Genomic DNA, 22,329 nt, shown 5'->3' on the forward strand with positions numbered 1-22,329 from the left:
TTCCGGCACGGACGCGCCGTCGTCCGTTGCTCTGCCGATCCCGAGCCAAGCCCGCGCGGCGCTCCGGCGTCCTGCGGGAAGGTGTAGAGACTAGACGGGCGGCACCTAACGGTTGGATTCAGTCCAGCCCACGGTGAAGGGATAGTCCAGGCCACGAACGCGGACCTTCGGGACGCGGCGGCGAAAGCCGAAGTGGTATGAAACCTGGGGTCGCAGGTTCGAGCCCTGCCGGGGACGCCAAGTTTTCTCGTCTTGCAGATCTCCCGGTTGCGGAGCCGTGAGCAAATCGTCCACCACGTCGACCGCCTGCCGGTGACAAGTACCGAGGGTCGCGCTAAGCTTTGCCGCCAGGATTCATGGCAGGGGGTGGACGAGCACTTCATGGCGGGCCAGAAGACCGATCAGCGCGACGTCTATGTCGGGCAACGCATCGCCGAGCAGCGCCGGAAGGCATCGCTCACACAGCGCCGCGTCGCGCAGAGCTTCGGTATGTCTGCAGCTCAGCTCCAGAAATACGAGAAGGGTACCAACCGGATCAGCGCCGTCCATCTCGACATCTTCTCGCGGATGACCGGCGTGCCGATGGATTACTTCTTCAAAGGTATGCCCCGAAACGATGACTTCATTGCGCCGGGCTTCAGCGAGCGCGAGCAGTCCACCCTGTCGGAAGCCGGGCTGAAGGGTCTGGCGGAGGTCGTGGGCCGCCACATCACCGAGAATTTCTCCGAGGAAGCGCGCCGCGACGTGGCCGACGCGATCCGGGCGCTCGAGAGCAAGCTCGGCGGCTGAACCCGGTGCCCGGTGCCAGCCCGGACGCGCCGGACCGATCGGTTTTCCGGTCGCTTTGTCCGTTATAGCGGATCCGTTCGTTCCTCCATCTTGACCGACCTCGGGCCGGGTGCGAGAACCCCGGCCCCATGAAGGGTCAAACGCCGCGATCGCGACGGCGTACCTCTGCAGCCGAGGCCGTCCGATGCCGCGTTCCAACTACCTGTTCACCAGCGAGTCCGTGTCCGAGGGACACCCCGACAAGGTCTGCGACAGGATCTCGGACACCGTGGTCGATGCCTACCTCGCGGCGATGCCGGAGGCGCGGCTCGGCGTCGAGACGCTCGCCACGACCAACCGCATCGTCATCGCCGGCGAGGTGCGCGGGCCCGACTCGGTGACCTTCAAGGACCTCGAGGCCCTGACCCGCGAGGCCGTGAAGGACATCGGCTACGAGCAGTCGGGCTTCCACTGGAAGAACAACGACGTCGCGATCCACCTGCACGCCCAGTCGGCCGACATCGCCCAGGGCGTGGACGCGGCCGGCAACAAGGACGAGGGTGCGGGCGACCAGGGCATCATGTTCGGCTACGCCGCCGACGAGACGCCCGAGCTGATGCCGGCGCCGATCTTCTACGCCCACAAGATCCTCAAGGACCTCGCCGACGCCCGCAAGGCGAAGCAGGGCGACGCCGCCAAGCTCGGCCCCGACGCCAAGAGCCAGGTCACGGTCCGCTACGAGAACGGCCGCCCGGTCGAGGTCACCCAGATCGTGCTGTCGACCCAGCACCTCGACGAGTCGCTCGACTCCGCCGACGTGCGCGCCATCGTCGAGCCCTACATCCTGAAGGCGCTGCCGCAGGGCTGGGTCAACGAGGGCACGGTCTGGCACGTGAACCCGACCGGCAAGTTCGTGATCGGCGGCCCGGACGGCGACGCCGGCCTCACCGGCCGCAAGATCATCGTCGACACCTACGGCGGCGCGGCCCCGCACGGCGGCGGCGCGTTCTCCGGCAAGGACCCGACGAAGGTCGACCGCTCGGCGGCCTACGCGGCGCGCTACCTCGCCAAGAACGTGGTGGCCGCGGGCCTCGCCCGCCGCGCCACGATCCAGCTCGCCTACGCGATCGGCGTCTCGAAGCCGCTCTCGATCTACGTGGACCTGCACGGCACCGGCACGGTGGACGAGGCCAAGCTCGAGGCCGTGCTGATGGACGCCATGGACCTGTCGCCCCGCGGCATCCGCACGGCGCTCAGCCTGAACAAGCCGATCTACGCGCGCACCTCGGCCTACGGCCATTTCGGCCGCGCCCCGGAGGCCGATGGCGGCTTCTCGTGGGAGCGCACCGACCTCGCCGGCAAGCTGAAGTCGGCGCTGGCCTGAGGCCGGCGTGACCCTGGGCCCGCCCTGCGGGCCCGGATACGGGCCGCCGGTGCGGCCCGTTGACGTTTCCCAGGCGGTTCCGTTTTCCGCGCGATCGCTCCCGGAGGCCGGGCCCTCGAATCGTGCCGCCGCGCGGCCTGCCGGATGCCGGAGGCTCCGGGTCACCGTCCCTTGACGGCCCGGATGTCCGTGGGCAGGCCGCGTCTCATCGCCACGATGGATTGAGCCGGTGGACACCGACACCCCTGGACGCGCCGCATCGACCGCCGAGGAGCCGGAGCGCGCCTTCTTCGGGCGGCGCAAGGGCAAGCGCCTGCGCGGCCAGCAGGAGCGCCGGCTCGCCGAGCTGCTGCCGGCCCTGCGGGTCGACCTGCCGCCGGGCGACCAGAGCCTCGATCCGCGCACGCTGTTCCCGTCCAGCCCCGAGGCGCTCTGGCTGGAGATCGGCTTCGGCGGCGGCGAGCACCTCGCCGCCCAGGCGGCCGCGCAGCCGAATGTCGGCATCATCGGCGCCGAACCCTTCGTCAACGGCGTGGTCAAGCTGCTGGCGGCGATCGAGGCGCAGGCGCTGCGCAACGTCCGCATCCGCGACGAGGACGTGACCGCCCTGCTGGCGCGCCTGCCGGACGCCTGCCTCGACCGGGTCTACCTGCTCTATCCCGATCCCTGGCCCAAGCGGCGGCAGCGCAAGCGCCGCTTCGTCTCGGACGCCTCGCTCGCCGAGGTCGGCCGGGTCCTGAAGGATGGCGGCCTGTTCCGCTTCGCCAGCGACATCGACGACTACGCCGGCTGGACGCTGGTCCGGGCCGCGCGGTGCCCGGTCCTCACCTGGACGGCGCGGGACGCGCGGGACTGGACGCAGCCGTTTCCGGGCTGGCCCGGCACGCGCTACGAGGCCAAGGCGCTGGAAGCGGGCCGCCGGCCCACCTACCTGGAATTCGTCCGCCGACCCCGCTGAAGGCCCTCGCGGGCGGATCGCGCGGGTGCCCGGTCGCCGCAGGCTGAGCGGAACGCCTTGCCACGGTCACGCTCGAGCGCCATCCTGAAGGCCCGCCCCGGTCCCGGATCGTGGCGGGAGGGGGGCTATCTCCGGCGGGAGCGTGCCACGGCACGTTCGAGGATTCTTCCGAGTGAATGAGAGGGTGGGGCAGGACCCGGCGGCGGAGGACCCGTTTCGCGCCGGCTTCGACGAGGCCCTGATCGGCCTCGCCGTGCTGTCGGCGGACGGGGCGGGAATCGTCGCCGCCAACCGGGCCCTGCACGATCTCGTCGGCTGGCCGCCAGGCACGCTGCCCGGGCGCGCGGCCGCCGAGCTCCTGGGCGAGGGGCCCGGGGGCCTCCCAGACGGTCTCCAGGTCTGGCGCCGGGCAGACGGCACCCCGCTCGACGTGCGGGTCCGGCGCGCGGGCCGGACCCTGGTGGTCGAGGCGGTCGACGTGGACGCGGCCGCCCATTCCGAGGCGAACCGCGAGGCGCTGGCGGCCGCCGGGCTCGGGGAATGGCGCTGGGACCGCGCGACCGGCCTTCTGACCCTGTCGCGCCGCGCCGCCCGCATCCTCGGGCGGCCGCCGGGCCGCTCCGTCTCGTGGGCGGAGCTGAAGGCCGGCCTGTCGCAGGCGGAGCTCCCGCGTCTCAGCGCGCTGATCGCCGAGGCGGACGGGACCGACGGGCCCTATCAGTTCGACACGGCCACCACGGTGGCGGGGCGGACCGTGATCCTGCGGGTCCGGGGGCAGGCCGTGCCGGGCCCTGACGGCACGCTGACCGGCATGGTCGGCGTCCTTCAGGACATCACCACGCGGGTCGAGGCCCGGGACGAGATCCTGTCCCGCGACCAGCGCCTGCGGGTCGCCACCACGGTCGCCAAGCTCGGCATCTTCGAGTGGCACATGCTCGAGGACCAGGCGATCTGGGAGAACGAGAACATGTACGAGATCTTCGGGCACGCGCCCGAGGACGGCACCATCGGCAAGACCGAGTTCCTCAACGACATCCTCCACCCGGACGACCGCCCCGCGGTCCGCCGGGCGATCTCCAAGGCGCTGCGGGAGGACGGGGACCTCCACATCAGCGGGCGGATCCGGCGCAAGTCCGACGGCGTCTGGCGCACGATCGACATGGCCGGCCGGTTCGAGCGCGACGCGCCCGGCCGCCTGCCGCGCCGCCTGATCGGCGTCGTCGCGGACGTGACCGACCGCCGGGTCGCGGAGGAGCGCCAGAGCCTCCTGATCCGCGAGCTGCACCACCGGGTGAAGAACACGCTGGCCACCGTCCAGGCCATCGTGGGCTCCACCGCGCGGACGGCGTCGAGCATCGAGAGCTTCTACGAGGCGTTCGTCGGGCGCATCAAATCCCTGGCGCACACGCACTCGGTCCTCACCGAGGACACGTGGCAGACGGCGTCGCTCGCCAACCTCCTGCGCAACGAGCTGAAACCCTACGCGGAGGTGGGCCCGGACGGGGCCGCCGAGGGCCGCATCAGCCTCGACGGGCCGGCGATCGACCTTCCCTCCGAGATCGCGGTGCCGATCGGCATGGCGATCCACGAGCTCACCACCAACGCGGCGAAGTACGGGGCCCTGTCGAACCGCACCGGGCGGGTGGTGGTGGAATGGTCCCTGGAGCCCGGCGGCCCGGCCGGGATCCTGCGATTCTCCTGGCGCGAGACCGGCGGGCCGCCGGTGGCGCCGCCGAGCCGCCAGGGCTTCGGCTCGCGCCTGCTGCAGCGCGTCCTGATCACCCAGGTCCAGGCCGAGGTGACGACCGACTACGCCCCCGGCGGCTTCTCCCTGACCATGCGGGCCCCGATCCCGCCGCGCAACGACAGCCTCAACCCGCTGGTGTGACGCCGCCTCCGCTCGGGCGGAGCGTCAGGCCGCGCCGCGGGTCCCGGACTCGCCGCCGCCGTCCACGAAGGCCTTCAGCTCGTCGAGCGACGCGAAGGTGAAGCGGCCCTGCGGCGTCTCCGCCTCGATCGAGCCGTCCTCGAACATCACGTAGGTGTTGCCGCCCGAGGCGTAGCGCCCCACCACGGTGCGCGGGGCGGCCTTCGGGGCCGGCTCGGGCTCGGGGGGCGTGTCGAGGCTCGGGCGCAGGGCCGGCAGCTCCTCCGGGGACGCCGTCTCCGGCTCCCGGTGCGGCTCCTCCCGGGAGGGCGGAGGCGGCTCGGGCGCGGCGAACAGGTCGTCCTCGGGCGCGATCGCGTCCCCGGCCTTCGCGTCCGGCTCGGGCCGGTGGTCCGGCTCCGGAACGAGGACGGGCGGGGCCGCGTGCGGCAGTTCCGGTCCGGCCGGACCCGGCATCGCGGCCTCGACCGCGGCGGGCTCCGAGATGGGGGCGCGGGCCTCGTCGGCGCGGAGCTCCAGGCTCGGCTCGATCCGGGGCCGCTCGGGATCGAAGGACGGCTCGACCACCGACGGCACGATGAAGGCGGGCGCCGCCGGCAGGACCGGCGGCAGCCGGGTCCGGACCTCGTCGACGGGCGCCGGTCCCGGGGCGGCCGGCCGCTCGCCGACCGCCGGGACCCGGCCCATCGCCCGCTCCAACCGCCGGAAACCGAGCGCCACGACGCCGAGGCCGAGGAGGACCGCGCCCGACGAGGCCGCCACCGACCCCGCGATCACCATCGCGAGTCCGCTCTCCAGACGCACGTACGGGAAGCCCTGGATCACGGCGGCGCAGCCCCCGATGATCATGGCGGCGGCGAGCGCGAACAGCGCAGCGATCATGTTACTCTCTGACACGGGCCGGCTGACGGCCGGCGCTCAAGGCGTGCCGCACAGTAAGGCCTAGCCGTCATATTGCAAAACTCGGGGCCGAGATGTCCGGGAAACCGGAATAGTCCGGATCTGCGCCGGCTATGCCCGGGCCGGCCGGCCCGCGGTCGCGCGTCTGCGATCTCATCCGCGATCGGAGGAACTTCCCACGCCGCCGTGGCGGAACGGCGTTGCCGTCCCGCGGCCACCGACTTACCTAGCGGGCTCTCGACTCGGGAGCCCCCGCCGGGGACGAGGCCGCCCCCTGCTAAGCGGAGATAGACGCGATGACCTTCACCCTGCCGGAACTGCCCTACGCCTACGACGCGCTGGGGCCGTACATGTCGAAGGAGACCCTCGAGTTCCACCACGACAAGCACCACAAGGCCTACGTCGACACGGGCAACAAGCTGCTTGAGGGCACGGATCTCCAGGGCAAGAGCGTCGAGGAGATCGTGAAGGCCGCCTACAACACGAACCAGCCGCTCTTCAACAACGCCGGCCAGCACTACAACCACATCCACTTCTGGCAGTGGATGAAGCCGAATGGCGGCGGCGCGATCCCCGGTTCCCTCGCCAAGAAGATCGACGAGGATCTCGGCGGCGCCGAGAAGTTCAAGGCGGACTTCATCCAGGCGGGCGTCGGCCAGTTCGGCTCGGGCTGGGCGTGGCTCGCCGTCAAGGACGGCAAGCTCGCCATCATGAAGACCCCGAACGGCGAGAACCCGCTGGTCCACGGCGCCAAGCCGATCCTGGGCGTCGACGTGTGGGAGCACTCCTACTACATCGACTACCGCAACCGCCGGCCCGACTACCTCAAGGCGTTCATCGAGAACCTCGTGAACTGGGAGCACGTGGAGAAGATGTACGCCGAGGCGACCGCCTGAGGCATCCGGCGGTGCCGCGGGCCCTGTGTCCGCGGCACCCTTGAGGTGACGGACGAAACCGGCTCTTGATGCGCCCGACGCCGGATGACCCGGTGCAGAAGGGTCCGGCCATTTCCTTTCACTGCCCTCCCGCGACGCCGCGCGCCGCGCGCCCCTCTCCGCAGAGCCAAGCGCCTCGGCGCTTCAGTCCGTGCACGGCGCGACGTGGGGTGAGGGATCGGGTCTGTCCGGCGAGGTCGCACCCCTCACCGTGGCCCGCTCCCGCGCGGGCGGCGGGACCCGGGCTCCGCCCCGCATCCGGGGGGGCGGCCCCGATGTCCGAGACCGCGGGCCCGATGCGGCGGGCGCCGACCTCCGGTCGGCGGCCCAACCCATGATCCGCTCCATCCTGTCCGTCGGCGGCTGGACCCTGGTCTCGCGCGTCACCGGATTCGCCCGCGACGTCGTGATGGCCGCGATCATGGGTGCCGGGCCCATGGCCGACGCCTTCGTGGTCGCGTTCCGGCTCCCGAACCATTTCCGCGCGATCTTCGGCGAGGGGGCGTTCAACACCGCCTTCGTGCCGGCCTATGCCGGGCTCGCGGAGGCCGGCGCGCCCGGGGCGGCGCACCTTTTCGCCGACCGCGTCTTCACCCTGATGCTGATCGTGCAGCTCGTGCTGCTCAACCTCGCCCTGCCGGCCATGCCCTGGGTGGTCCACGCCCTGGCGCCGGGCTTCGCCGAGGACGGCGAGCGCTTCCGGCTCGCCGTGGCGCTGACCCGCATCACCTTTCCGTACCTGCTGTTCATGACGCTGGTGACGCTGCTGTCGGGCATCCTGAACGCCCACCGGCACTTCGCCGTCGCGGCGGGCGCCCCGGTCCTGCTCAACCTCGCCATGCTGGCGGCCCTGGGGTTGAGCTTCCTGTTCCCGAACGCGGCCTACGCCGCCGCCTGGGGCGTCGCGATCTCGGGCGTGCTCCAGTTCGGCCTGCTGTGGTGGGGCTGCCGCCGCGTCCGCGTGATGCCGGACCTCGCCGTCCCGCGCCTCGATCCCGCGCTCAAGCGCTTCTTCACGGTGCTCGGGCCGGCGGTGATCGGCTCGGCCGGGTTCCAGATCGCGGCCTTCGCCGACACGATCATCGCGAGCTGGCTGCCCACCGGGGCCGTCTCGGCGCTCTACTACGCCGACCGGCTCTACCAGCTCCCCTTCGGTGTCATCGCCATCGCGGCCGGCACCGTGCTGCTGCCGGAGATGAGCCGCCGGATCGCGGCCGGCGACGTGGCGGGCGCCCACGCGGCGCAGAACCGGGCCGCGGGCTTCTCCCTGGCCCTCTCGGCGCCCTTCACCGTGGCGTTCCTGACCATCCCGGGCCTGATCATGGCGGCCCTGTTCCAGCGCGGCGCGTTCAGCGCCGAGGACACGGCGCGGGCGGCCTCGGTGCTGGCGGCGTACGGCTTCGCGCTGCCGGCCGTCGTGCTGGTGCGCAGCGCCGTGGCGAGCTTCTACGCCCGCCAGGACACCAAGACGCCGCTCTGGGCGTCCCTGACCGCGATCGGCGTCAACGTCGCCCTGAAGCTCTGGCTCACCGGCCCCTACGGCGTCACCGGCCTGGCGCTCGCCACCGCGGTCGCCCAGTGGGTCAACCTGCTGCTGCTGCTCGTCCTGGCCAAGCGCCGGAACTGGACGGCGCCGGGGCGCACCCTCGGGCTCACTGTCGCGGGGGTGGCGCTGGCCTGCCTCGGGCTGGCGGCGGTCGCCGTCTACGGCCAGGGACTCGTCCAGGCGCTGGTGCCGACCCTGCCGCACGGGCGCGACCTCGTCGTCCTGGCGGTGCTGGGCCTCGTCGGCGCGCTGGTCTATGGCGGCCTGCTGGCGGGCCTGCTGCACCTGTTCGGCCTGCGCCTGCGCCGGGCCTGAGTGACCCGGCCGGACTCGCCGCCGCGCGGGTCCGGCCCCAGATCGGGCGAGAGCACCCAGTGAGGAACGCCATGACCGACGCAGCAAAACCCCTCGCGGGCGTGAAGGCCGCGGTGTTCGACGCCTACGGCACGCTGTTCGACGTGAACGCCGCGGTCCAGCGCTACGCCGCGGCGGTGGGCCCCGACGCCGCCCACCTCTCCGAGGTCTGGCGCAACAAGCAGCTCGAATACAGCTGGACCCTGTCGCTGATGGGCCGCTACGCCGCCTTCTGGGATCTCACCGTCCGGGCCCTCGACTACGCCCTGGCAGTCCACCCGAACGTCGATCCCGGCCTGCGCGAGCGGCTCCTCGACGCCTACCGCGACCTCGAGGCCTATCCGGAGGTCCCGGGCGTGCTGGCGGCCCTGCGCAAGCGCGGGATCCGCACCGCCGTCCTCACCAACGGCAACGCCGCCATGGTCGACCGGGCGGTGGCCTCGGCGGGACTGGCCGACCACCTCGACGCGGTCCTCTCGGTGGACGACGCGCAGGTGTTCAAGACCCATCCCGACGCCTACCGGATCGCCCTGACCCGGCTGGCAGTGGGGCAGGGCGACGTGCTGTTCTGCTCCTCGAACCGCTGGGACGTGGCGGGGGCGGGGGCCTTCGGGTTCCGGACCGCCTGGGTCAACCGCAAGGGCCTGCCCGACGAGTACGCGGACCTCGCGCCGACGATCGTGGTCCAGGCCCTCGACGGGCTGCTCTGACGGGCTGCTCTGACGGGCTGTCCGCTGAGCTTCCCCGATCCGAGACACGGCCGGCATCGATACGTCGCTACGACAGCGGCCGCACCGCCTTTGCGAGCGGAGCGAAGCAAGCCGAGAGCGCTGCGCCCGCTGATGTCCCGCTGATGTCCCGCTGAGCTGGGTTGCTCCGCTCCGCTCGCAAGGACGGCAGCGCCTCGGCCTGGAGCGTCCGCGGGCTCGCCTTATCCGGCACACAATTCAATTGGCCTACTTCGGGGATTCTTAATCCTCCCGGTGTTGGATCATCCTCAACACGAACGGGAGATGTTTCGCGTGTCCTTGAACGGTTCCTTCACGAAGATCCGCGCTGGGGCCGCAGCCCTCGCGGCGGCCCTGGTGCTCGGGGCGGTCGCCCCGGCCACCGCCCGCGATCAGACCGGTGCCATCGTCGGCGGCCTCGCGGCCGGCGTCGTCGGCGGCATGGTCGGCAGCGCCCTCGTCAACGGCGCGAACCCGCCGCCCCCGCCGCCGCCGGAGTACCGCCCGCGCCGCGTCGTGGTCGAGGAGCCCGAGACCATCGTGGTGCGCGAGCGCCGCGGCCCGATCTGCCACTACGAGCGCCGCAAGGAGTGGCTCGGCGACGGCGAGTTCACCTACCGCCGCGTCGAGGTCTGCGAGTAAGTCACCCCCGCGCGATGGGCGCCGCGTCCCCCCGGGCGCGGCGCGTCTTATTTCACCACCAGCCAATCCTCGACCACGAGGGCGTCGAGGCCGGTGGTGTAGAACATCAGGATCGCGTCCTCCGCGCCGTGGAGGATCGGCTTGCCCATCACGTTGAAACTCGTGTTGAGCAGGATCGGCACGCCGGTGATCTCCGCGAAGGCGCCGATCAGCGCCGCGTAGGCCGGGTTGCGCGAGGCCGTGACGCTCTGGAGCCGGCCGGTGCCGTCTTCGTGGACCACGGCCGGCACGCGGGCGCGGACCGCCTCGCGCCAGACCAGGGTGCGCTCCATGTAGGGGCTGTCGGCGTAATCCTCGAACCAGTCCGGCCCGGCCTCGGCCAGGATCGACGGCGCGAACGGCCGGAACGCCTCCCGGTACTTCACCTTGGCGTTGAGCGCGTCCTTGGCGCCCTCCGGCCGCGGATCCGCCAGGATCGACCGGTTGCCGAGGGCGCGCGGCCCGAACTCCGCCCGGCCCTGCACCCAGCCGACGAGCCCGCCCTCAGCCAGGATCCGCGCCGCCGCGCGGGTCGCCTCCGCGTGGCCGACGCGCCGGGCGCGGGGCTCCTGCTCGGCGAGCCGCTCCATCGCGCCGGTCGGGACCCGCGAGCCGAGATAGGGCGTCAGCGGGCGCTGCTCCGGCGGCGGCCCGGCCCAGTCCGGATGGTCCTCCGCGTAGGCGAGCCACGCGGCGCCGACCGCGTTGCCGTCGTCGGCCGGGGCCGAGGGGACGTGCAGCCGGGTGAAGCCGGACCGGCCGAGCACCCGGCCGTTGTAGGATGAGTTCAGCCCGCACCCGCCCGCGATCACGAGGTTGTCGGACGGCGCCAGCGCGTGGGCCTCGGCCACCAGCGCGTCCATGAGCGTCCCGAACAGGTCCTGACCGCAGCGGGCGAGGTCGGCCCAGCCGGTCTCCAGGGCGTCGGCGGGACGGCGCGCGCGGATCTCCGCGGCGACCGCCCGGATCGTCTCGGCGTCGGCGTAGCGCAGGCGGTGGCCCTCGACCGTGCAGAGCCGGCCGAGCAGCGCGGCGAGATCCGGATCGGGCTGGCCGTAGGGGGCGAGCCCCATGATCTTCCACTCCTCGCCCTTCACCTGGTCGAAGCCGGCGAGATCCGTGATCAGCCCGTAGAGGAAACCCAGCGAGCCGCGGCCGCGGTGGCGGCGCAGCTCCGTGACCCGGCCAGCCTCCAGGCGGTAGATCGCCGCCGCGCCGGTCTCGCCCATGCCGTCGACCACCAGGGCTGTGGCCGTCTCGAACGGGCTGCCCCAGAGGCCGTAGGCGGCGTGGCACAGGTGGTGCGGGTAGCGCCGCTGCCCAACGATGGTCGCCCGGGGCGCCGCGCCGGTGATCCGCGCCTCCTGGTTCAGCGCCAGGAGGGTGCCGTGGCCGGCCCGCTCCTGGGCGCCGTGCAGGTCGGCGATGAACACCCGCTCGGCCTGCTCGGGCACGTAGGAGCGGTTGAGCGCCGTGGTGTGGGCCGCGAGCGCCATCAGGTCGAAGGCCCCGGCGCCGGCTTGGCCCCGCAGGAAGTCGGTGAATTGCGGGCCCCAGGTGGAGGCGACGACGAGTTCGGAGCCCGGCGGGACGTGCGCCTTCAGCAGCGCCGCCATCGCGGCCGGGGCGTCCGGCTCGCAGTTCGGCGCGCGCTTGTACTGGAGGGTGCGCTCCGCCGCCTCGGCGAAGAGCAGCGTGCCGTCGGGCCCAACCAGGGCGAGGGCCGGGTCGTGGAAGGTGGTGGCGAGGCCGAGATAGAAGCGCATGCCGAAGCGGCCTAGCGCATTTTCGCGCCGGACGGAGCCCGGCACGTGTAAGAGGGGCCGTCCTTGCGCCGCCGTCCGCTAGTTCGGGGTGACGCGGCGCTTGGTGACGAGAAGGATCGCCGCGCCGGCGAGCCCCGACAGGGCCGAGCCCGCGAGCACGCCGAGCTTCACGGCCGTCTCGTGCTGCGGGTCCGGGAAGGCGAGGCCGCCGATGAACAGGCTCATGGTGAAGCCGATGCCGCACAGCACCGCGACGCCGTAGACCTGCCCCCAGCCGGCCCCGGCGGGGCGCTTGGCCCATCCGAGCGCCACCGCCAGCCGCAGGCTCGCGAACACGCCGGCCTGCTTGCCCAGGAACAGCCCGGCCGCGATGCCGAGCGTCACCGGCTGGAGCAGCGCCCCGGGGCTGAGGCCGGACAGGTCGACGCCGGCATTGGCGAAGCCGAAGACCGGCACCACCCCGTAGGTGATCCAGGGCGCGAGCGCGTGCTCAAGCCGGTGCAGGGGCGAGTGCGCGTCCTCCGGCCGGCCCGGGCTGACCCGGATCGGGATGGTGAGCGCGAGCAGCACGCCCGCGATCGTGGCGTGGATCCCGGAGCGCAGCACGAGGACCCAGAGCACGATTCCGAGGAGCCCGTAGGCCGGAAGCCACCCGATCCCCGCCCGGTTGAGGCCGTAGAGGCCGGCCAGCACCAGGGCGGCGAGCCCCAGCATGGTGAGGTCGAGGCCGGAACTGTAGAACAGCGCGATCACCACGACGGCGCCGAGATCGTCGACGATGGCGACCGCGCTGAGGAAGATCTTGAGGGAGACCGGCACCCGCGATCCGAGCAGCGCCAGCACCCCCAGCGCGAAGGCGATGTCGGTGGCGGCCGGGATCGCCCAGCCCCGCAGGGTGCCGGCGTCGAGATTGGCGAGCGCGTAGAATGCGGCCGGCACCGCCATGCCGCCGAGCGCCGCGAAACCGGGCAGGACGCGGTCGGGCCAGGTGCGCAGCCGCCCGTCGAGGGCCTCGCGCTTGATCTCCAGACCGACCAGCAGGAAGAACCCGGCCATCAGCCCGTCGTTGATCCAGTGCTGCACGCCCATCGGGCCGAATTCGGCGTGGAGCGCGTGCGCGTAGGTCTCGGCGAAGGGCCCGTTGGCGACCACCAGCGCCAGGGCCGCCGCCGCCATCAGGATCAGCCCGCCCGCCGCCTCGCCGGCGAGCAGCGTGCGGATGATCGAGAGGGGGCGGGGGCCTCGCCTCGGCGGGGCAGTGTCGGGAGCGGACGATGTCATCGCGGCAGGGCTTGCCGCGCATCACGGGCGCGTGCAAGCGCCCGGCCGTCCCCGTCTACGACGTCCGCCCCAGGGCCGCGCGGATCAGCGCCAGCCCGTCCGGGCTCGACCACGCGGCCGGGCCCTTCATCACCCCGATGGTGCAGCCCTGCGCGTCGATCAGCATCGTGGTCGGCAGGCCGGGCGATTGCGTGTCGCGCTGGATGATCGGCAGCACGCGGCCGCCGGGATCGGCGTAGAAGGCGAGGTCGTGGATGCCGGCCTGCTTCAGCCACTCCGCCGGCTTCTCGAGGTTGCGGGTGTCGACGTTGATGGCGACGACTTGGAAGTCGGGCCCGCCGAGCTGCGCCTGGAGCCGGTCGAGGGCCGGCATCTCGGCCTTGCAGGGCGCGCACCACGTGGCCCAGAGATTCACGAGGAGCAGCCGGCCCTTGAGGTCGGCGAGGCCGGTCTCGGCGCCGTCCGGCCCCTTGAACCGGATGTCCGGCGCGGGCCGGGCCTGCGGCAGGGCCTGCATGGCGGCGACCTCGCCCTTCGCGGCCGCGTCGACCCGGGCGAGCGCCGGCTTGGCGGCGGCGCAGGGCTGAGGGGCGCCGCCCGTGTTGCCGGGCAGGAGACCGCTCCCGTATAGGGCGAAGCCGAGGACGGCGAGCGCGGCGACGCCCGCGCCGGCCAGGATGGGCGTGCGGCCGGGCATCAGGCTCGGGCCTCGGGACGGTCAGGGCGCGGAAGGATCGACATGAGCAACCGGATGTGGGGCGGCCGCTTCGCGAGCGGCCCGGCGGAGATCATGGAGGAGATCAACGCCTCCATCGGGTTCGACAAGCGCCTCGCGCCCCAGGATATCCGCGGCTCGCTGGCGCATGTGGCGATGCTGGGGCAAGCCGGCATCCTGCCGCCGGAGGATGTGGCCGCGATCGAGGCCGGGCTCAAGTCCGTGCGCGACGAGATCGAGGCCGGCACCTTCGCGTTCAGGCGCGAGCTCGAGGACATCCACATGTCGGTGGAGAGCCGGCTCACCGAGATCGTCGGCCCGGCGGCCGGGCGCCTGCACACGGCGCGCTCGCGGAACGATCAGGTCGCCACCGACATGAAGCTCTGGGTGCGCGACACCCTCGATTCCCTCGACCAGCAGGCCGCCGACCTGCAGCGCGCCCTCAGCCAGGCGGCGCTGAAGCACGCCGGCACCGTGATGCCGGGCTTCACCCATCTCCAGTCGGCCCAGCCGGTGACCTTCGGCCACCATTGTCTCGCCTATGTCGAGATGCTGGCCCGCGACCGGGGACGGTTCCGCGACGCCCGGGCGCGGCTCAACGAGTGTCCGCTGGGAGCCGCGGCGCTGGCCGGCACCTCCTTCCCGATCGATCGGCACGCCACGGCGGCGGCCCTCGGCTTCGACCGGCCGACCGCGAACTCGCTCGATTCGGTCGCCGACCGGGACTTCGCCCTGGAGGCGCTGGCGGCGGCCTCGATCTGCGCCGTGCACCTGTCGCGCTTCGCCGAGGAGCTGGTGGTCTGGACCTCGGCCCAGTTCAACTTCGTGCGGCTGTCGGACGGGTTCACCACCGGCTCGTCGATCATGCCGCAGAAGCGCAACCCCGACGCCGCCGAGCTGGTGCGGGCCAAGAGCGGCCGGATCATCGGCGCGCTCACCGGCCTGCTGATCGTCATGAAGGGCCTGCCGCTCGCCTACTCGAAGGACATGCAGGAGGACAAGGAGGGCACGTTCGACGCCCTCCAGGCCCTGTCCCTGTGCCTCGCCGCCATGACCGGCATGGTCATGGATCTGGAGCCCAACGCGGAGGTGCTCGCCCGGGCCGCCGGCTCCGGCTACGCCACCGCCACGGACCTCGCCGACTGGCTGGTGCGCGAGCTCGGCCTGCCGTTCCGGCAGGCGCACCACGTCACCGGCCGCCTCGTCGGCGTCGCCTCGGCCAAGGGTGTCGGGCTCGAGGCGCTGTCGCTCGCGGAGATGCAGGAGGCGGAGCCGCGGATCACCGACGCGGTCTACGCGGTACTGGGCGTCGAGAACTCGGTGGCGAGCCGCACCAGCCACGGCGGGACCGCGCCCGACAACGTCCGGCGGCAGGCGCAGGCCTGGATCGAGCGGCTGGGCTGAGCCGCCGCGCCCCGCGGCCTCCGGCGTCCCTCGGTGCACCTTGGCGGTGGCGCCCGGCGGATGTCAGAATGGGTTCATGACCTTGTCGATTCACGGCGGAGGGGCCGCCATGCGCGGTCGCATTCGGAACCCGGCCTGATCCGTCAGGCCGGGTTCCGAATGCCCGTGAGCGCCCCGCGGCCGTCGCGCCGCATCCAAGGTCCCCGCCATGCCCACCCACGTCCCGACTCTGCACCTCGTGTGCGGCAAGATCGCCGCCGGCAAATCGACGCTGACAGACCGCCTGGGGCAGCAGCCCGGCACGGTCGTGGTCGCGGAGGATCACTGGCTCGCCCGGCTCTATCCCGGTGAGCAGGCCTCCCTGGCCGACTACGCGCGCAACGCGGCGCGCCTGCGCGACGCGATGGCGCCGCACCTCGTGGCGCTGCTGCGACTCGGCCTCTCGGTCGTGCTGGACTTCCCGGCCAACACGGTCGCCAGCCGGGCCTGGATGCGGACCCTGTTCGAGGCGGCCGGCGTCGCCCATCAGCTCCACGTCCTCGACGTGCCCGACGCGGTCTGCAAGGCCCGCCTCCGCCTGCGCAACGCCGAGGGTGCCCATCCCTTCACGGTGACGGACGCCGAGTTCGACCTGTTCAGCCGCTACTTCGTGCCGCCGGACCCGGAGGAAGGCTTCACCCTCGTCGTTCACCGGGCGTAGCGCGAGCCGGAGGGCGTTTCGCTCCGCCCTCAAGGTGCCCCGGTCACCTCGGGCCCGATGACGGGCGGCCGCTCATCCACAGCGCCCGGTCAAAATTGTGCATTGCAACCATCGGCCCGCTTGCGCGTTCACCGTCTGGCTAAGTCCGCTCAGCTACAAGCTTCGCCGTTTGGATCGGAGTTCGCAGGATGCCTGTCGAGAGTTGGCTGAACACGGAGGATGTGCCGGACTTCGCGGCGCATGCCACGGCGATGATCGACGCCGCGTTGACCGGTTCGGGCCTGACGCGCGAGTCCTACTGGGCCGCGGTCCGCAAGGGCTACAACACGCCCTACAACGATCCGCCCCGGACGCGCGCCGCTCCGGCCCAGCCGAACGCGATCGCGGTGCCCGCCGGTGCGGTGGCCGAGCCGCTGCCGGTTCCGGCCGGCGTCATCGCCGCCCTGGCGACGGAAGCCCGCGCGGTCTGATTTTCGACAGATCCTGCCTCGCCATCTTGCCGACGTTTTACGCAAGCTTCACTAATCCCGATCCCCGGTCCGGCTCCTGACGGAGCCGCCCGTCGTCAGGAAGTGAAGATGGTCCGCGTCCCCCGCTCGCTCCCGGTCGGAGCTCTCGCCCTGCTCGCATCCGGGCTGGTAACCGGCCTCGTTGGGGGCGTGCTCGGCGGGACCTGTATGGTCGCGACGGCGGCCCACGCCCAGGATGCGGCGGCGGCCCCGGATGCGGGCGGCGGCGACGCCGCCCCGTCGCGGCGCGGGCGGCGGCACGGCCGCGAGCGGAGCAGGCGCGCCGAGAAGAAGGCGGCGACCCCGCCGGGGATGCAGCAGGCCACCCCGGTGGCGATCTTCGGCGACTGGAACGTGTTCGTGAACGGCGACGGCCGCAGCAAGCTGTGCTACGCGATCGCGCAGCCGCAGACGCGCTCGCCCAAGACCCTGAAGCGCGACACCGCCTACCTGTTCGTGAGCGTGCGCAAGGGCGAGAACGTCCAGAACGAGGTGGCGGTGATGCTGGGCTTCCCGTCGAAGCCCGCGGCCTCCCAGATCAAGCCCGGCTCCGCGGCCGCGCCCACCGATCCGAGCCTCAATCTCGGCGCCAGCCGCTACGGCCTCGTGGTGAAGGACGGCAATGCCTGGCTGCAGAATCCCGCCGAGGAGGCGCGGGTCGTCTCCGAGATGAGCGCCCGCAACCCCAAGCTCATCATCAAGACCACCTCGCTGCGCGGGAACCCGACGAGCGACGAGTACGCCCTCGGCGGGTTCGCGGAAGCCATGAAGCGCACCCGCGACGAGTGCAGCAAGTAGCGGTCGGGTCAGGCCCGGCGCAGCGCGGCGCGATGCGCCCGCGCGGGCGACCGGGTCCGGGCGCTCATGCGGGCGCGGGCGGCGCGGGCCGCCTGCTCGGCCGTGCGGAACACGGCGCCGTCGAGGCCGTCGAAATCGCGCGCGGACGAGAAGAACCGGACGCCGCGCCCCTCGGGGACGGCGATCCCGGCGGTGACCTCACCGATCTCGATCACGCGGGCCGGTTCGGCCGGCCCGATGGCCGGGTCTGCGAAGCTGGGACGGTCTTCGGGCTGGAACTCTGCGAGACTGTGCATCGGACTGGAAACTCCCTGGGCCGGCCTGTCGCCGGCCGGATCGCGTTGGCTGCTGCGGAAGGTCGACGCGGTTAGCGTCGACAGCGCCGACGGGCGGCGGGGCAGCGGGGCGCGGGCAGGGATTGAAAGGACGATGTGCGAGTGACCATCGAACGTCCTCCAGACTGAAGGACCGCGCGGCGCGGGGCCGGCGCAGTGCTTTAGCGTTTGATCACGCGGCGCAAGCTACGCTTCTCAAATTACCGCGGCCGACCCGGCCGAGCGCCCGGGGGGCTCGGCCGAACCGGCACCCTGAAAATGGGCGCGGCGCCGCGCACCGTCAACGGAACGGGCTTCCGATTTTCGGTCCCCGCCTGGCAGGAAGCCGGTTCCGGGGGCGCGTCCGAGAGGCGGATCGTTCAGGCCGCCGCGATCACGGCGGCGAGGTCGGAGAAGTTCGAGAAGATCCGGGCCGCGCCGGCCTCCGCGAGCGCGGCGCCCGCCGGGTCGTGGCCCCAGTGGCCGCCCCCGGTGAAGCCCGCCACCCGCATGCCGGCGCTCCGGGCCGCCGTGACCCCGGGGACGCTGTCCTCGATCACGAGGCAGGCGGCCGGGGCGACGCCCATCCGCTCGGCGGCGAACAGGAACAGGTCGGGGAAGGGCTTCCCCCGCGCCACCTGCGCGGAGGAGAAGACGTGGGCGCCGAACAGCGGCAGCAGCCCGGTGAGGGTCAGGGAGTGGCGCAGCCGCACCGGATCGCTGCTCGACGCGACGCAGACCGGCAGCCCGACGGCGGCGACCGCCTCGGCGACGCCGCGCATCGCCGTCAGCTCCGCGTCGAACAGCGCCAGGGTCTCGGCCTTCACCGCCTCGACGAAGCCGGCCGGGGCGGTGACGCCGTAGTCGCTCGCGATATGCGCCATGATCGAGGGCATCGCGGTGCCGGTGAAGCGCGCCCGAACGGTGTCGAAGTCGATGTCCACGCCGATCCGGTTGAGCCCGGCCGTCAGGCAGGCGAGGCTCAGGGGCTCGCTGTCGACCAGAACGCCGTCGCAATCGAAGATCACGAGGCCGAGTTTCGTCGCGCGCGCGTCCAAGGTCGACCGTTCCCGCACGGCCCGCCGCCGCCCGGCGCCCCTGTGGCACGGGCCCGAAGGCCCGGCAACCGCGCGGATCGACGCTCGCGCCGGGGCCTCACCGGACGCTTGGCGAACGCCTGCCGGACGCTTGCACGTTGCGGCCCGGCCCCATACTCCCGAGGCGGGCGCGCCCGGGCGCGCCGGCTCACGCTCACACGGCCCGCAAGGCAAGGCTCAGAAGGCCCCGCGATGTTCCGCTTCCTGGCCCGCGTCCTGGGCTTCCTGCTGATGGCCGGCGGCTTCGTCGCGCTGGTCTATGACGGCGCCCGCTCCATCGCCAATAATGGCCTGCGGGTGACGCCGCTCTCCGACGTGATCGCCACCCTGTTCAAGGACAAGGCCAGCGCCCTCCAGGGCAGCGTGGAGGGGGCGGCACCCTGGCTCTGGCACATCCTGGGCCTGCCGCTCACCTTGGCGCCGGCCTCCCTGATCGGCCTGGGGCTCGGCGCGGTGCTGCTCTGGCTCGGCCAGCCGGGCCGCGAGCCGATCGGGTTCCTGACGAAGCCGTGATCCTCCCGGCGGTCTAGCGGGCCGCGAGCTTGGCCTCGGCCTCGGCCAGAGCGCCCTTCAGCCGCTCGATCTCGGCGGTCAGCGCGTAGTGCTCGCTGACGTCGAGCTGCGAGGCGAAGAAGTAGACCACCCGGCCCTCTTCGTCCCGCACCGGTCCGACATAGAGGGCGTTCTGGAAGGTCGAGCCGTCCTTGCGGTAATTGAGGAGGTCGACCCGGATATTCTCCTCCCGCCGGACGGAGTCGCTGAGGCGATCGACGGCCGCCGGCTCGGTATCGGGCCCCTGCAGGAAGCGGCAGTTGCGGCCGATCACCTCCAACCGGGTGTAGCCGGTCAGCTTCAGGAACGCGTCGTTCACGAAGACGATCGGGTTATCGTACTGGGCCGGATCGGTGACGATCATCGGCATCTGGGTCGCGCGCACGGCGGCGGCGAAGGGGTCGTCCCGGTTCGCCTCCGCCTTCAGCTTGTCCGGCACGTGGCTCGTGGCGGTTCCGCCCGTCTCCATCCCGATCAGCCCCTCTCAGCGCCGCGCAGGGCGGCCATCCGACCATCGTCTCTGTGAGCTAGCAAGCCGGAATTTGCCCGCGAGGTCCAGTCGCGCGGCGCGGTTCACGGACGGCCGGAGCGCCGCACGCTTTCCCGGCGGCCCCCGCATCCCCATATCTGGCCGGAGCCCGAGACCGGAAGGCAAGCCGATGTTCCCGTTCCGCAAGCGTCCCGAAATGCCGGCCCCGGCCGACGCCCTGCCCGGACGCCCGACCCCGATCCCGACCGCCGAGACGCATTTCGTCAACGGCAACCCGCTCAAGGGGCCCTATCCGCCGGGCACCGAGACGATCGTGCTCGGGCTCGGCTGCTTCTGGGGCGCCGAGCGCCGGTTCTGGCAGCTGCCCGAGGGCGTGTTCGTGACCGCCGTCGGCTATGCCGGCGGCTACACGCCGAACCCGACCTACGAGGAGGTCTGCACCGGCCAGACCGGCCACAACGAGGTGGTGCTGGTCGCCTTCGATCCGGCAATCCTGCCCCTGGAGGCGGTGCTGCGGACCTTCTTCGAGAGCCACGACCCGACCCAGGGCATGCGCCAGGGCAACGATGTCGGCACGCAGTACCGCTCGGGCATCTACACCGTCGGCCCCGACCAGGAGGCCACGGCCCGGGCCGTGCGCGCCGCCTACGCGGAGGCGCTCCGGGCGCGCGGCTTCCCCGACGTCACGACGGAGATCGGGCCGCTGGAGCAGTTCTACTTCGCGGAAGCCTACCACCAGCAGTACCTGGCCAAGAACCCGGCCGGCTATTGCGGCCTGGGCGGCACCGGCGTCAGCTGCCCGGTCGGCACCGGCGTCGCCGCCTGAGCCTCACGGGCTCCGGCTCTCGGGCCGCGCCTGCGGGCTCGGCACCGGGGCGCCGGCGGCGCTGCCCCGCAGGGGCGGCGTGCTGTTCGGGCTGCGCAGCACGATCAGCACGCTGCCGAGGACCGAGAGCGCGACGGCGGTCGCGAGGAGGATGAAGAGCCAGCGGGGCATCCGGGGCCGTTAGCACATCGCGGCCGGTGCGCCGAGCGGTACCGGTGGACCGAACCAGCGGCCGACCGCCTCCCGCAGGCCGTCGAGGGCGTGCGCCGCGCTCATCCAGGCGATGCAGCCGTCGGGGCGGACCAGCATCGAGGGCCCCTCCGGGACCGCGACGCAGGTGACCCGCCCCGTCGCCGCGGCGACCATCCGGGAGGCCGCGCCGTCGGCGCCGCCGTCGACGAGAAGGCCCTGTCCGTCCTGCAGGGCGCCGTAGAGCGTGGCATCGCCGGGGCCGAGCGGCCCGTCGCCGAGCATCCGGCCGACCCCGTCCTCGGCCGAGCCGAGATCGTACCGGGCGCTCAGGCCGCGCATCATGGCGCCGAGGATCCGGCTGACCTCGTCGCTCTCCAGGAGCCGCGCCATCAGGTCGCGCAGCGCGCCCGATTGCGGGTCGGGCCGCAGGATAGCCGCCTGGGCGCGGGTGTTGGCCGTGACCGCCTCGGCCACCGGGCGCCGCTCGGCCGTGTAGGTGTCGAGCAGGCTCTCGGGCATCTCCCCGCGCAGCACGGCGGCGAGCTTCCAGCCGAGATTGGCGGCATCGCCCAGGCCGAGGCTCAGGCCCTGGCCGCCGAAGGGCGCGTGGACATGCGCCGCGTCGCCGGCGAGCAGCACGCGGCCGCGGCGGTACGTATCGACGAGGCGCGTGTTGTCGGCCCACCGGTTCGCGACCTCGATTCCGGCGACCCGCACATCCGTGCCGCTGACCCGGCGCAGCACGGTCTCGAACTCGTCGCGCGTGACCGGAGCCTGCCGGTCGGCCGGCGGACCGCTGAAATCCAGCATGAACAGGCGGCGCGGGAACGGCCCGTGGCCGAAGACGCCCCCCGGTCCGCGGTGCCAGCCGGCCGGCAGCACGCCCGCGGGATCGTCGAGATCGGCGATGGCCTGGTACATGGTCAGGGTCGGCGGCGTGCCGGGAAACGCGAAGCCGGCCATCTTGCGGACCGCGCTGCGGCCGCCGTCGCAGCCGAGCAGATAGGCGCAGCGGACCCGCTCGCTGCCCGCGGGCGAGGTCCAGGCGACCTCGACCCCGTCGGCCGTCTCGGTGAAGTCCGTGAGCGTGCAGCCGCGGCGCAGGTCGATCCCGAGGGCCTCGGCCCGCCCGATCAGCATGGCTTCGAGGCTCTGCTGATCGACCGCGCGCATGCGCCGGTCCGGTTCCGCCTGCGCGTCGCGGCGGATGAACAGGAAGCCGAAATGGCCGCTGAACTTCGCCCCGCGCAGGCCGCCGCCGATCTGCCCCGGCGACCGGTCCATCGCCGCGAGGCTCCGCGCCTCCGCGGCCTCGATCGCCGCGGCCATCCCCCGCCGCTGCAGCGCCTCGACGCCCAGGGGTCCGACACCCAGCGCCTTGATGGTCGTGCTGGGCTCCGCGAGGCGCTCCAGCACCCGCACGCGCGCCCCCCCGAGGGTCAGCTCGAGGGCGGCGAGGAGCCCGACCGGCCCGGCTCCGGCCACCACGACGTCGACTGGCTGACCCATGTACTTAATCCATATATATACTCAGTCTATAAAT

Annotated in this window: 23 protein-coding genes; 14 read left to right on the top strand and 9 right to left on the bottom strand. The window is 72.6% G+C overall.

Going from position 1 to position 22,329, the window contains the following annotated elements; genetic code table 11:
• Window positions 1-381 precede the first annotated feature (381 nt).
• The 4 genes from MOTC310_RS28175 (at window position 382) to MOTC310_RS28190 (ending at window position 4,998) form a co-directional block, all read left to right on the top strand.
• On the top strand, window positions 382-789 hold the full coding sequence (locus tag MOTC310_RS28175; protein ID WP_012321411.1) for a helix-turn-helix domain-containing protein: 408 nt from the start codon (window positions 382-384) through the stop codon (window positions 787-789).
• Between the two features lie 184 nt (window positions 790-973).
• A complete protein-coding gene (gene metK, locus MOTC310_RS28180; RefSeq protein ID WP_331294708.1) occupies window positions 974-2,152 on the top strand; it encodes a methionine adenosyltransferase in 1,179 nt (392 codons plus the stop codon).
• A 229-nt stretch (window positions 2,153-2,381) separates the two neighbouring features.
• Entirely contained in the window at window positions 2,382-3,110 is a 729-nt protein-coding gene (trmB, locus tag MOTC310_RS28185; RefSeq protein WP_331304153.1) for a tRNA (guanine(46)-N(7))-methyltransferase TrmB, read from the top strand.
• A 172-nt stretch (window positions 3,111-3,282) separates the two neighbouring features.
• Complete coding sequence (locus MOTC310_RS28190) at window positions 3,283-4,998, top strand: sensor histidine kinase (protein ID WP_331304154.1); 1,716 nt, start codon at window positions 3,283-3,285, stop codon at window positions 4,996-4,998.
• 24 nt (window positions 4,999-5,022) lie between these two features.
• On the opposite strand, the gene MOTC310_RS28195 is transcribed toward MOTC310_RS28190, so the two are convergent.
• Window positions 5,023-5,880 carry a hypothetical protein gene (locus MOTC310_RS28195; protein ID WP_331304155.1) on the bottom strand — a complete coding sequence of 286 codons (858 nt, stop codon included), beginning with the start codon at window positions 5,878-5,880 and terminating at the stop codon, window positions 5,023-5,025.
• Window positions 5,881-6,194: 314 nt separating this feature from the next.
• Here MOTC310_RS28195 and MOTC310_RS28200 point away from each other — a divergent pair, with 314 nt between their 5' ends.
• The 4 genes from MOTC310_RS28200 to MOTC310_RS28215 all read left to right on the top strand — a co-directional run bounded on the left by MOTC310_RS28200 (window position 6,195) and on the right by MOTC310_RS28215 (window position 10,103).
• Window positions 6,195-6,794, top strand: a complete 600-nt coding sequence (locus MOTC310_RS28200) for a superoxide dismutase (RefSeq protein WP_331294707.1) — start codon at window positions 6,195-6,197, stop codon at window positions 6,792-6,794.
• 373 nt (window positions 6,795-7,167) lie between these two features.
• Window positions 7,168-8,694, top strand: coding sequence for a murein biosynthesis integral membrane protein MurJ (gene murJ / locus MOTC310_RS28205; RefSeq protein ID WP_331304156.1), 1,527 nt, complete (start codon window positions 7,168-7,170; stop codon window positions 8,692-8,694).
• A 71-nt stretch (window positions 8,695-8,765) separates the two neighbouring features.
• A complete protein-coding gene (locus tag MOTC310_RS28210) occupies window positions 8,766-9,443 on the top strand; it encodes a haloacid dehalogenase type II (protein WP_331304157.1) in 678 nt (225 codons plus the stop codon).
• A gap of 303 nt (window positions 9,444-9,746) precedes the next feature.
• Window positions 9,747-10,103, top strand: a complete 357-nt coding sequence (locus tag MOTC310_RS28215; protein WP_331294704.1) for a hypothetical protein — start codon at window positions 9,747-9,749, stop codon at window positions 10,101-10,103.
• A gap of 47 nt (window positions 10,104-10,150) precedes the next feature.
• Here MOTC310_RS28215 and MOTC310_RS28220 read toward each other — a convergent pair whose 3' ends face one another.
• The 3 genes from MOTC310_RS28220 to tlpA form a co-directional block, all read right to left on the bottom strand.
• Entirely contained in the window at window positions 10,151-11,908 is a 1,758-nt protein-coding gene (locus tag MOTC310_RS28220; protein ID WP_331304158.1) for a carbamoyltransferase family protein, read from the bottom strand.
• A gap of 78 nt (window positions 11,909-11,986) precedes the next feature.
• Entirely contained in the window at window positions 11,987-13,189 is a 1,203-nt protein-coding gene (gene nhaA / locus MOTC310_RS28225) for a Na+/H+ antiporter NhaA (protein ID WP_331304159.1), read from the bottom strand.
• Between the two features lie 55 nt (window positions 13,190-13,244).
• Window positions 13,245-13,886 carry a thiol:disulfide interchange protein TlpA gene (tlpA, locus tag MOTC310_RS28230; RefSeq protein ID WP_331304160.1) on the bottom strand — a complete coding sequence of 214 codons (642 nt, stop codon included), beginning with the start codon at window positions 13,884-13,886 and terminating at the stop codon, window positions 13,245-13,247.
• A 42-nt stretch (window positions 13,887-13,928) separates the two neighbouring features.
• Between tlpA and argH the strand changes: the two genes are divergently transcribed.
• The 4 genes from argH (at window position 13,929) to MOTC310_RS28250 (ending at window position 17,315) form a co-directional block, all read left to right on the top strand.
• A complete protein-coding gene (gene argH, locus MOTC310_RS28235) occupies window positions 13,929-15,308 on the top strand; it encodes an argininosuccinate lyase (RefSeq protein WP_331304161.1) in 1,380 nt (459 codons plus the stop codon).
• Window positions 15,309-15,516: 208 nt separating this feature from the next.
• Window positions 15,517-16,008 (top strand): P-loop nucleotide/nucleoside kinase family protein, encoded by a 492-nt coding sequence (locus tag MOTC310_RS28240; protein ID WP_331304162.1) that lies wholly within the window; start codon window positions 15,517-15,519, stop codon window positions 16,006-16,008.
• A 188-nt stretch (window positions 16,009-16,196) separates the two neighbouring features.
• Window positions 16,197-16,478 (top strand): hypothetical protein, encoded by a 282-nt coding sequence (locus tag MOTC310_RS28245; RefSeq protein ID WP_331291871.1) that lies wholly within the window; start codon window positions 16,197-16,199, stop codon window positions 16,476-16,478.
• 108 nt (window positions 16,479-16,586) lie between these two features.
• Window positions 16,587-17,315, top strand: coding sequence for an invasion associated locus b family protein (locus MOTC310_RS28250; RefSeq protein WP_331304163.1), 729 nt, complete (start codon window positions 16,587-16,589; stop codon window positions 17,313-17,315).
• A gap of 8 nt (window positions 17,316-17,323) precedes the next feature.
• On the opposite strand, the gene MOTC310_RS28255 is transcribed toward MOTC310_RS28250, so the two are convergent.
• Window positions 17,324-17,611 (bottom strand): hypothetical protein, encoded by a 288-nt coding sequence (locus tag MOTC310_RS28255; protein WP_331291870.1) that lies wholly within the window; start codon window positions 17,609-17,611, stop codon window positions 17,324-17,326.
• A 398-nt stretch (window positions 17,612-18,009) separates the two neighbouring features.
• Window positions 18,010-18,687 carry an HAD family hydrolase gene (locus MOTC310_RS28260; RefSeq protein ID WP_331304164.1) on the bottom strand — a complete coding sequence of 226 codons (678 nt, stop codon included), beginning with the start codon at window positions 18,685-18,687 and terminating at the stop codon, window positions 18,010-18,012.
• 231 nt (window positions 18,688-18,918) lie between these two features.
• On the opposite strand from MOTC310_RS28260, the gene MOTC310_RS28265 reads away from it, so the two are divergent.
• Window positions 18,919-19,239, top strand: a complete 321-nt coding sequence (locus tag MOTC310_RS28265; protein WP_020091308.1) for a hypothetical protein — start codon at window positions 18,919-18,921, stop codon at window positions 19,237-19,239.
• Window positions 19,240-19,252: 13 nt separating this feature from the next.
• Here the strand turns inward: MOTC310_RS28265 and MOTC310_RS28270 are convergent, their stop codons facing one another.
• The gene (locus MOTC310_RS28270; protein WP_331304165.1) at window positions 19,253-19,747 is read right to left on the bottom strand and encodes a PAS domain-containing protein; all 495 of its coding nucleotides are present in this window, start codon (window positions 19,745-19,747) and stop codon (window positions 19,253-19,255) included.
• Window positions 19,748-19,937: 190 nt separating this feature from the next.
• Here MOTC310_RS28270 and msrA point away from each other — a divergent pair, with 190 nt between their 5' ends.
• Window positions 19,938-20,594 carry a peptide-methionine (S)-S-oxide reductase MsrA gene (gene msrA, locus MOTC310_RS28275; RefSeq protein WP_331291867.1) on the top strand — a complete coding sequence of 219 codons (657 nt, stop codon included), beginning with the start codon at window positions 19,938-19,940 and terminating at the stop codon, window positions 20,592-20,594.
• A gap of 3 nt (window positions 20,595-20,597) precedes the next feature.
• Here msrA and MOTC310_RS28280 read toward each other — a convergent pair whose 3' ends face one another.
• Both MOTC310_RS28280 and MOTC310_RS28285 read right to left on the bottom strand, forming a co-directional pair.
• Window positions 20,598-20,765: a hypothetical protein gene (locus tag MOTC310_RS28280; RefSeq protein ID WP_331304166.1), complete on the bottom strand. Its 168-nt coding sequence runs from the start codon at window positions 20,763-20,765 to the stop codon at window positions 20,598-20,600.
• A gap of 9 nt (window positions 20,766-20,774) precedes the next feature.
• Complete coding sequence (locus MOTC310_RS28285) at window positions 20,775-22,295, bottom strand: FAD-dependent monooxygenase (protein WP_331304167.1); 1,521 nt, start codon at window positions 22,293-22,295, stop codon at window positions 20,775-20,777.
• Between the last annotated feature and the right edge of the window lie 34 nt (window positions 22,296-22,329).

The organism is Methylobacterium oryzae (genome assembly GCF_036441375.1).
Taxonomy (GTDB): Bacteria; Pseudomonadota; Alphaproteobacteria; order Rhizobiales; family Beijerinckiaceae; genus Methylobacterium; species Methylobacterium oryzae_A.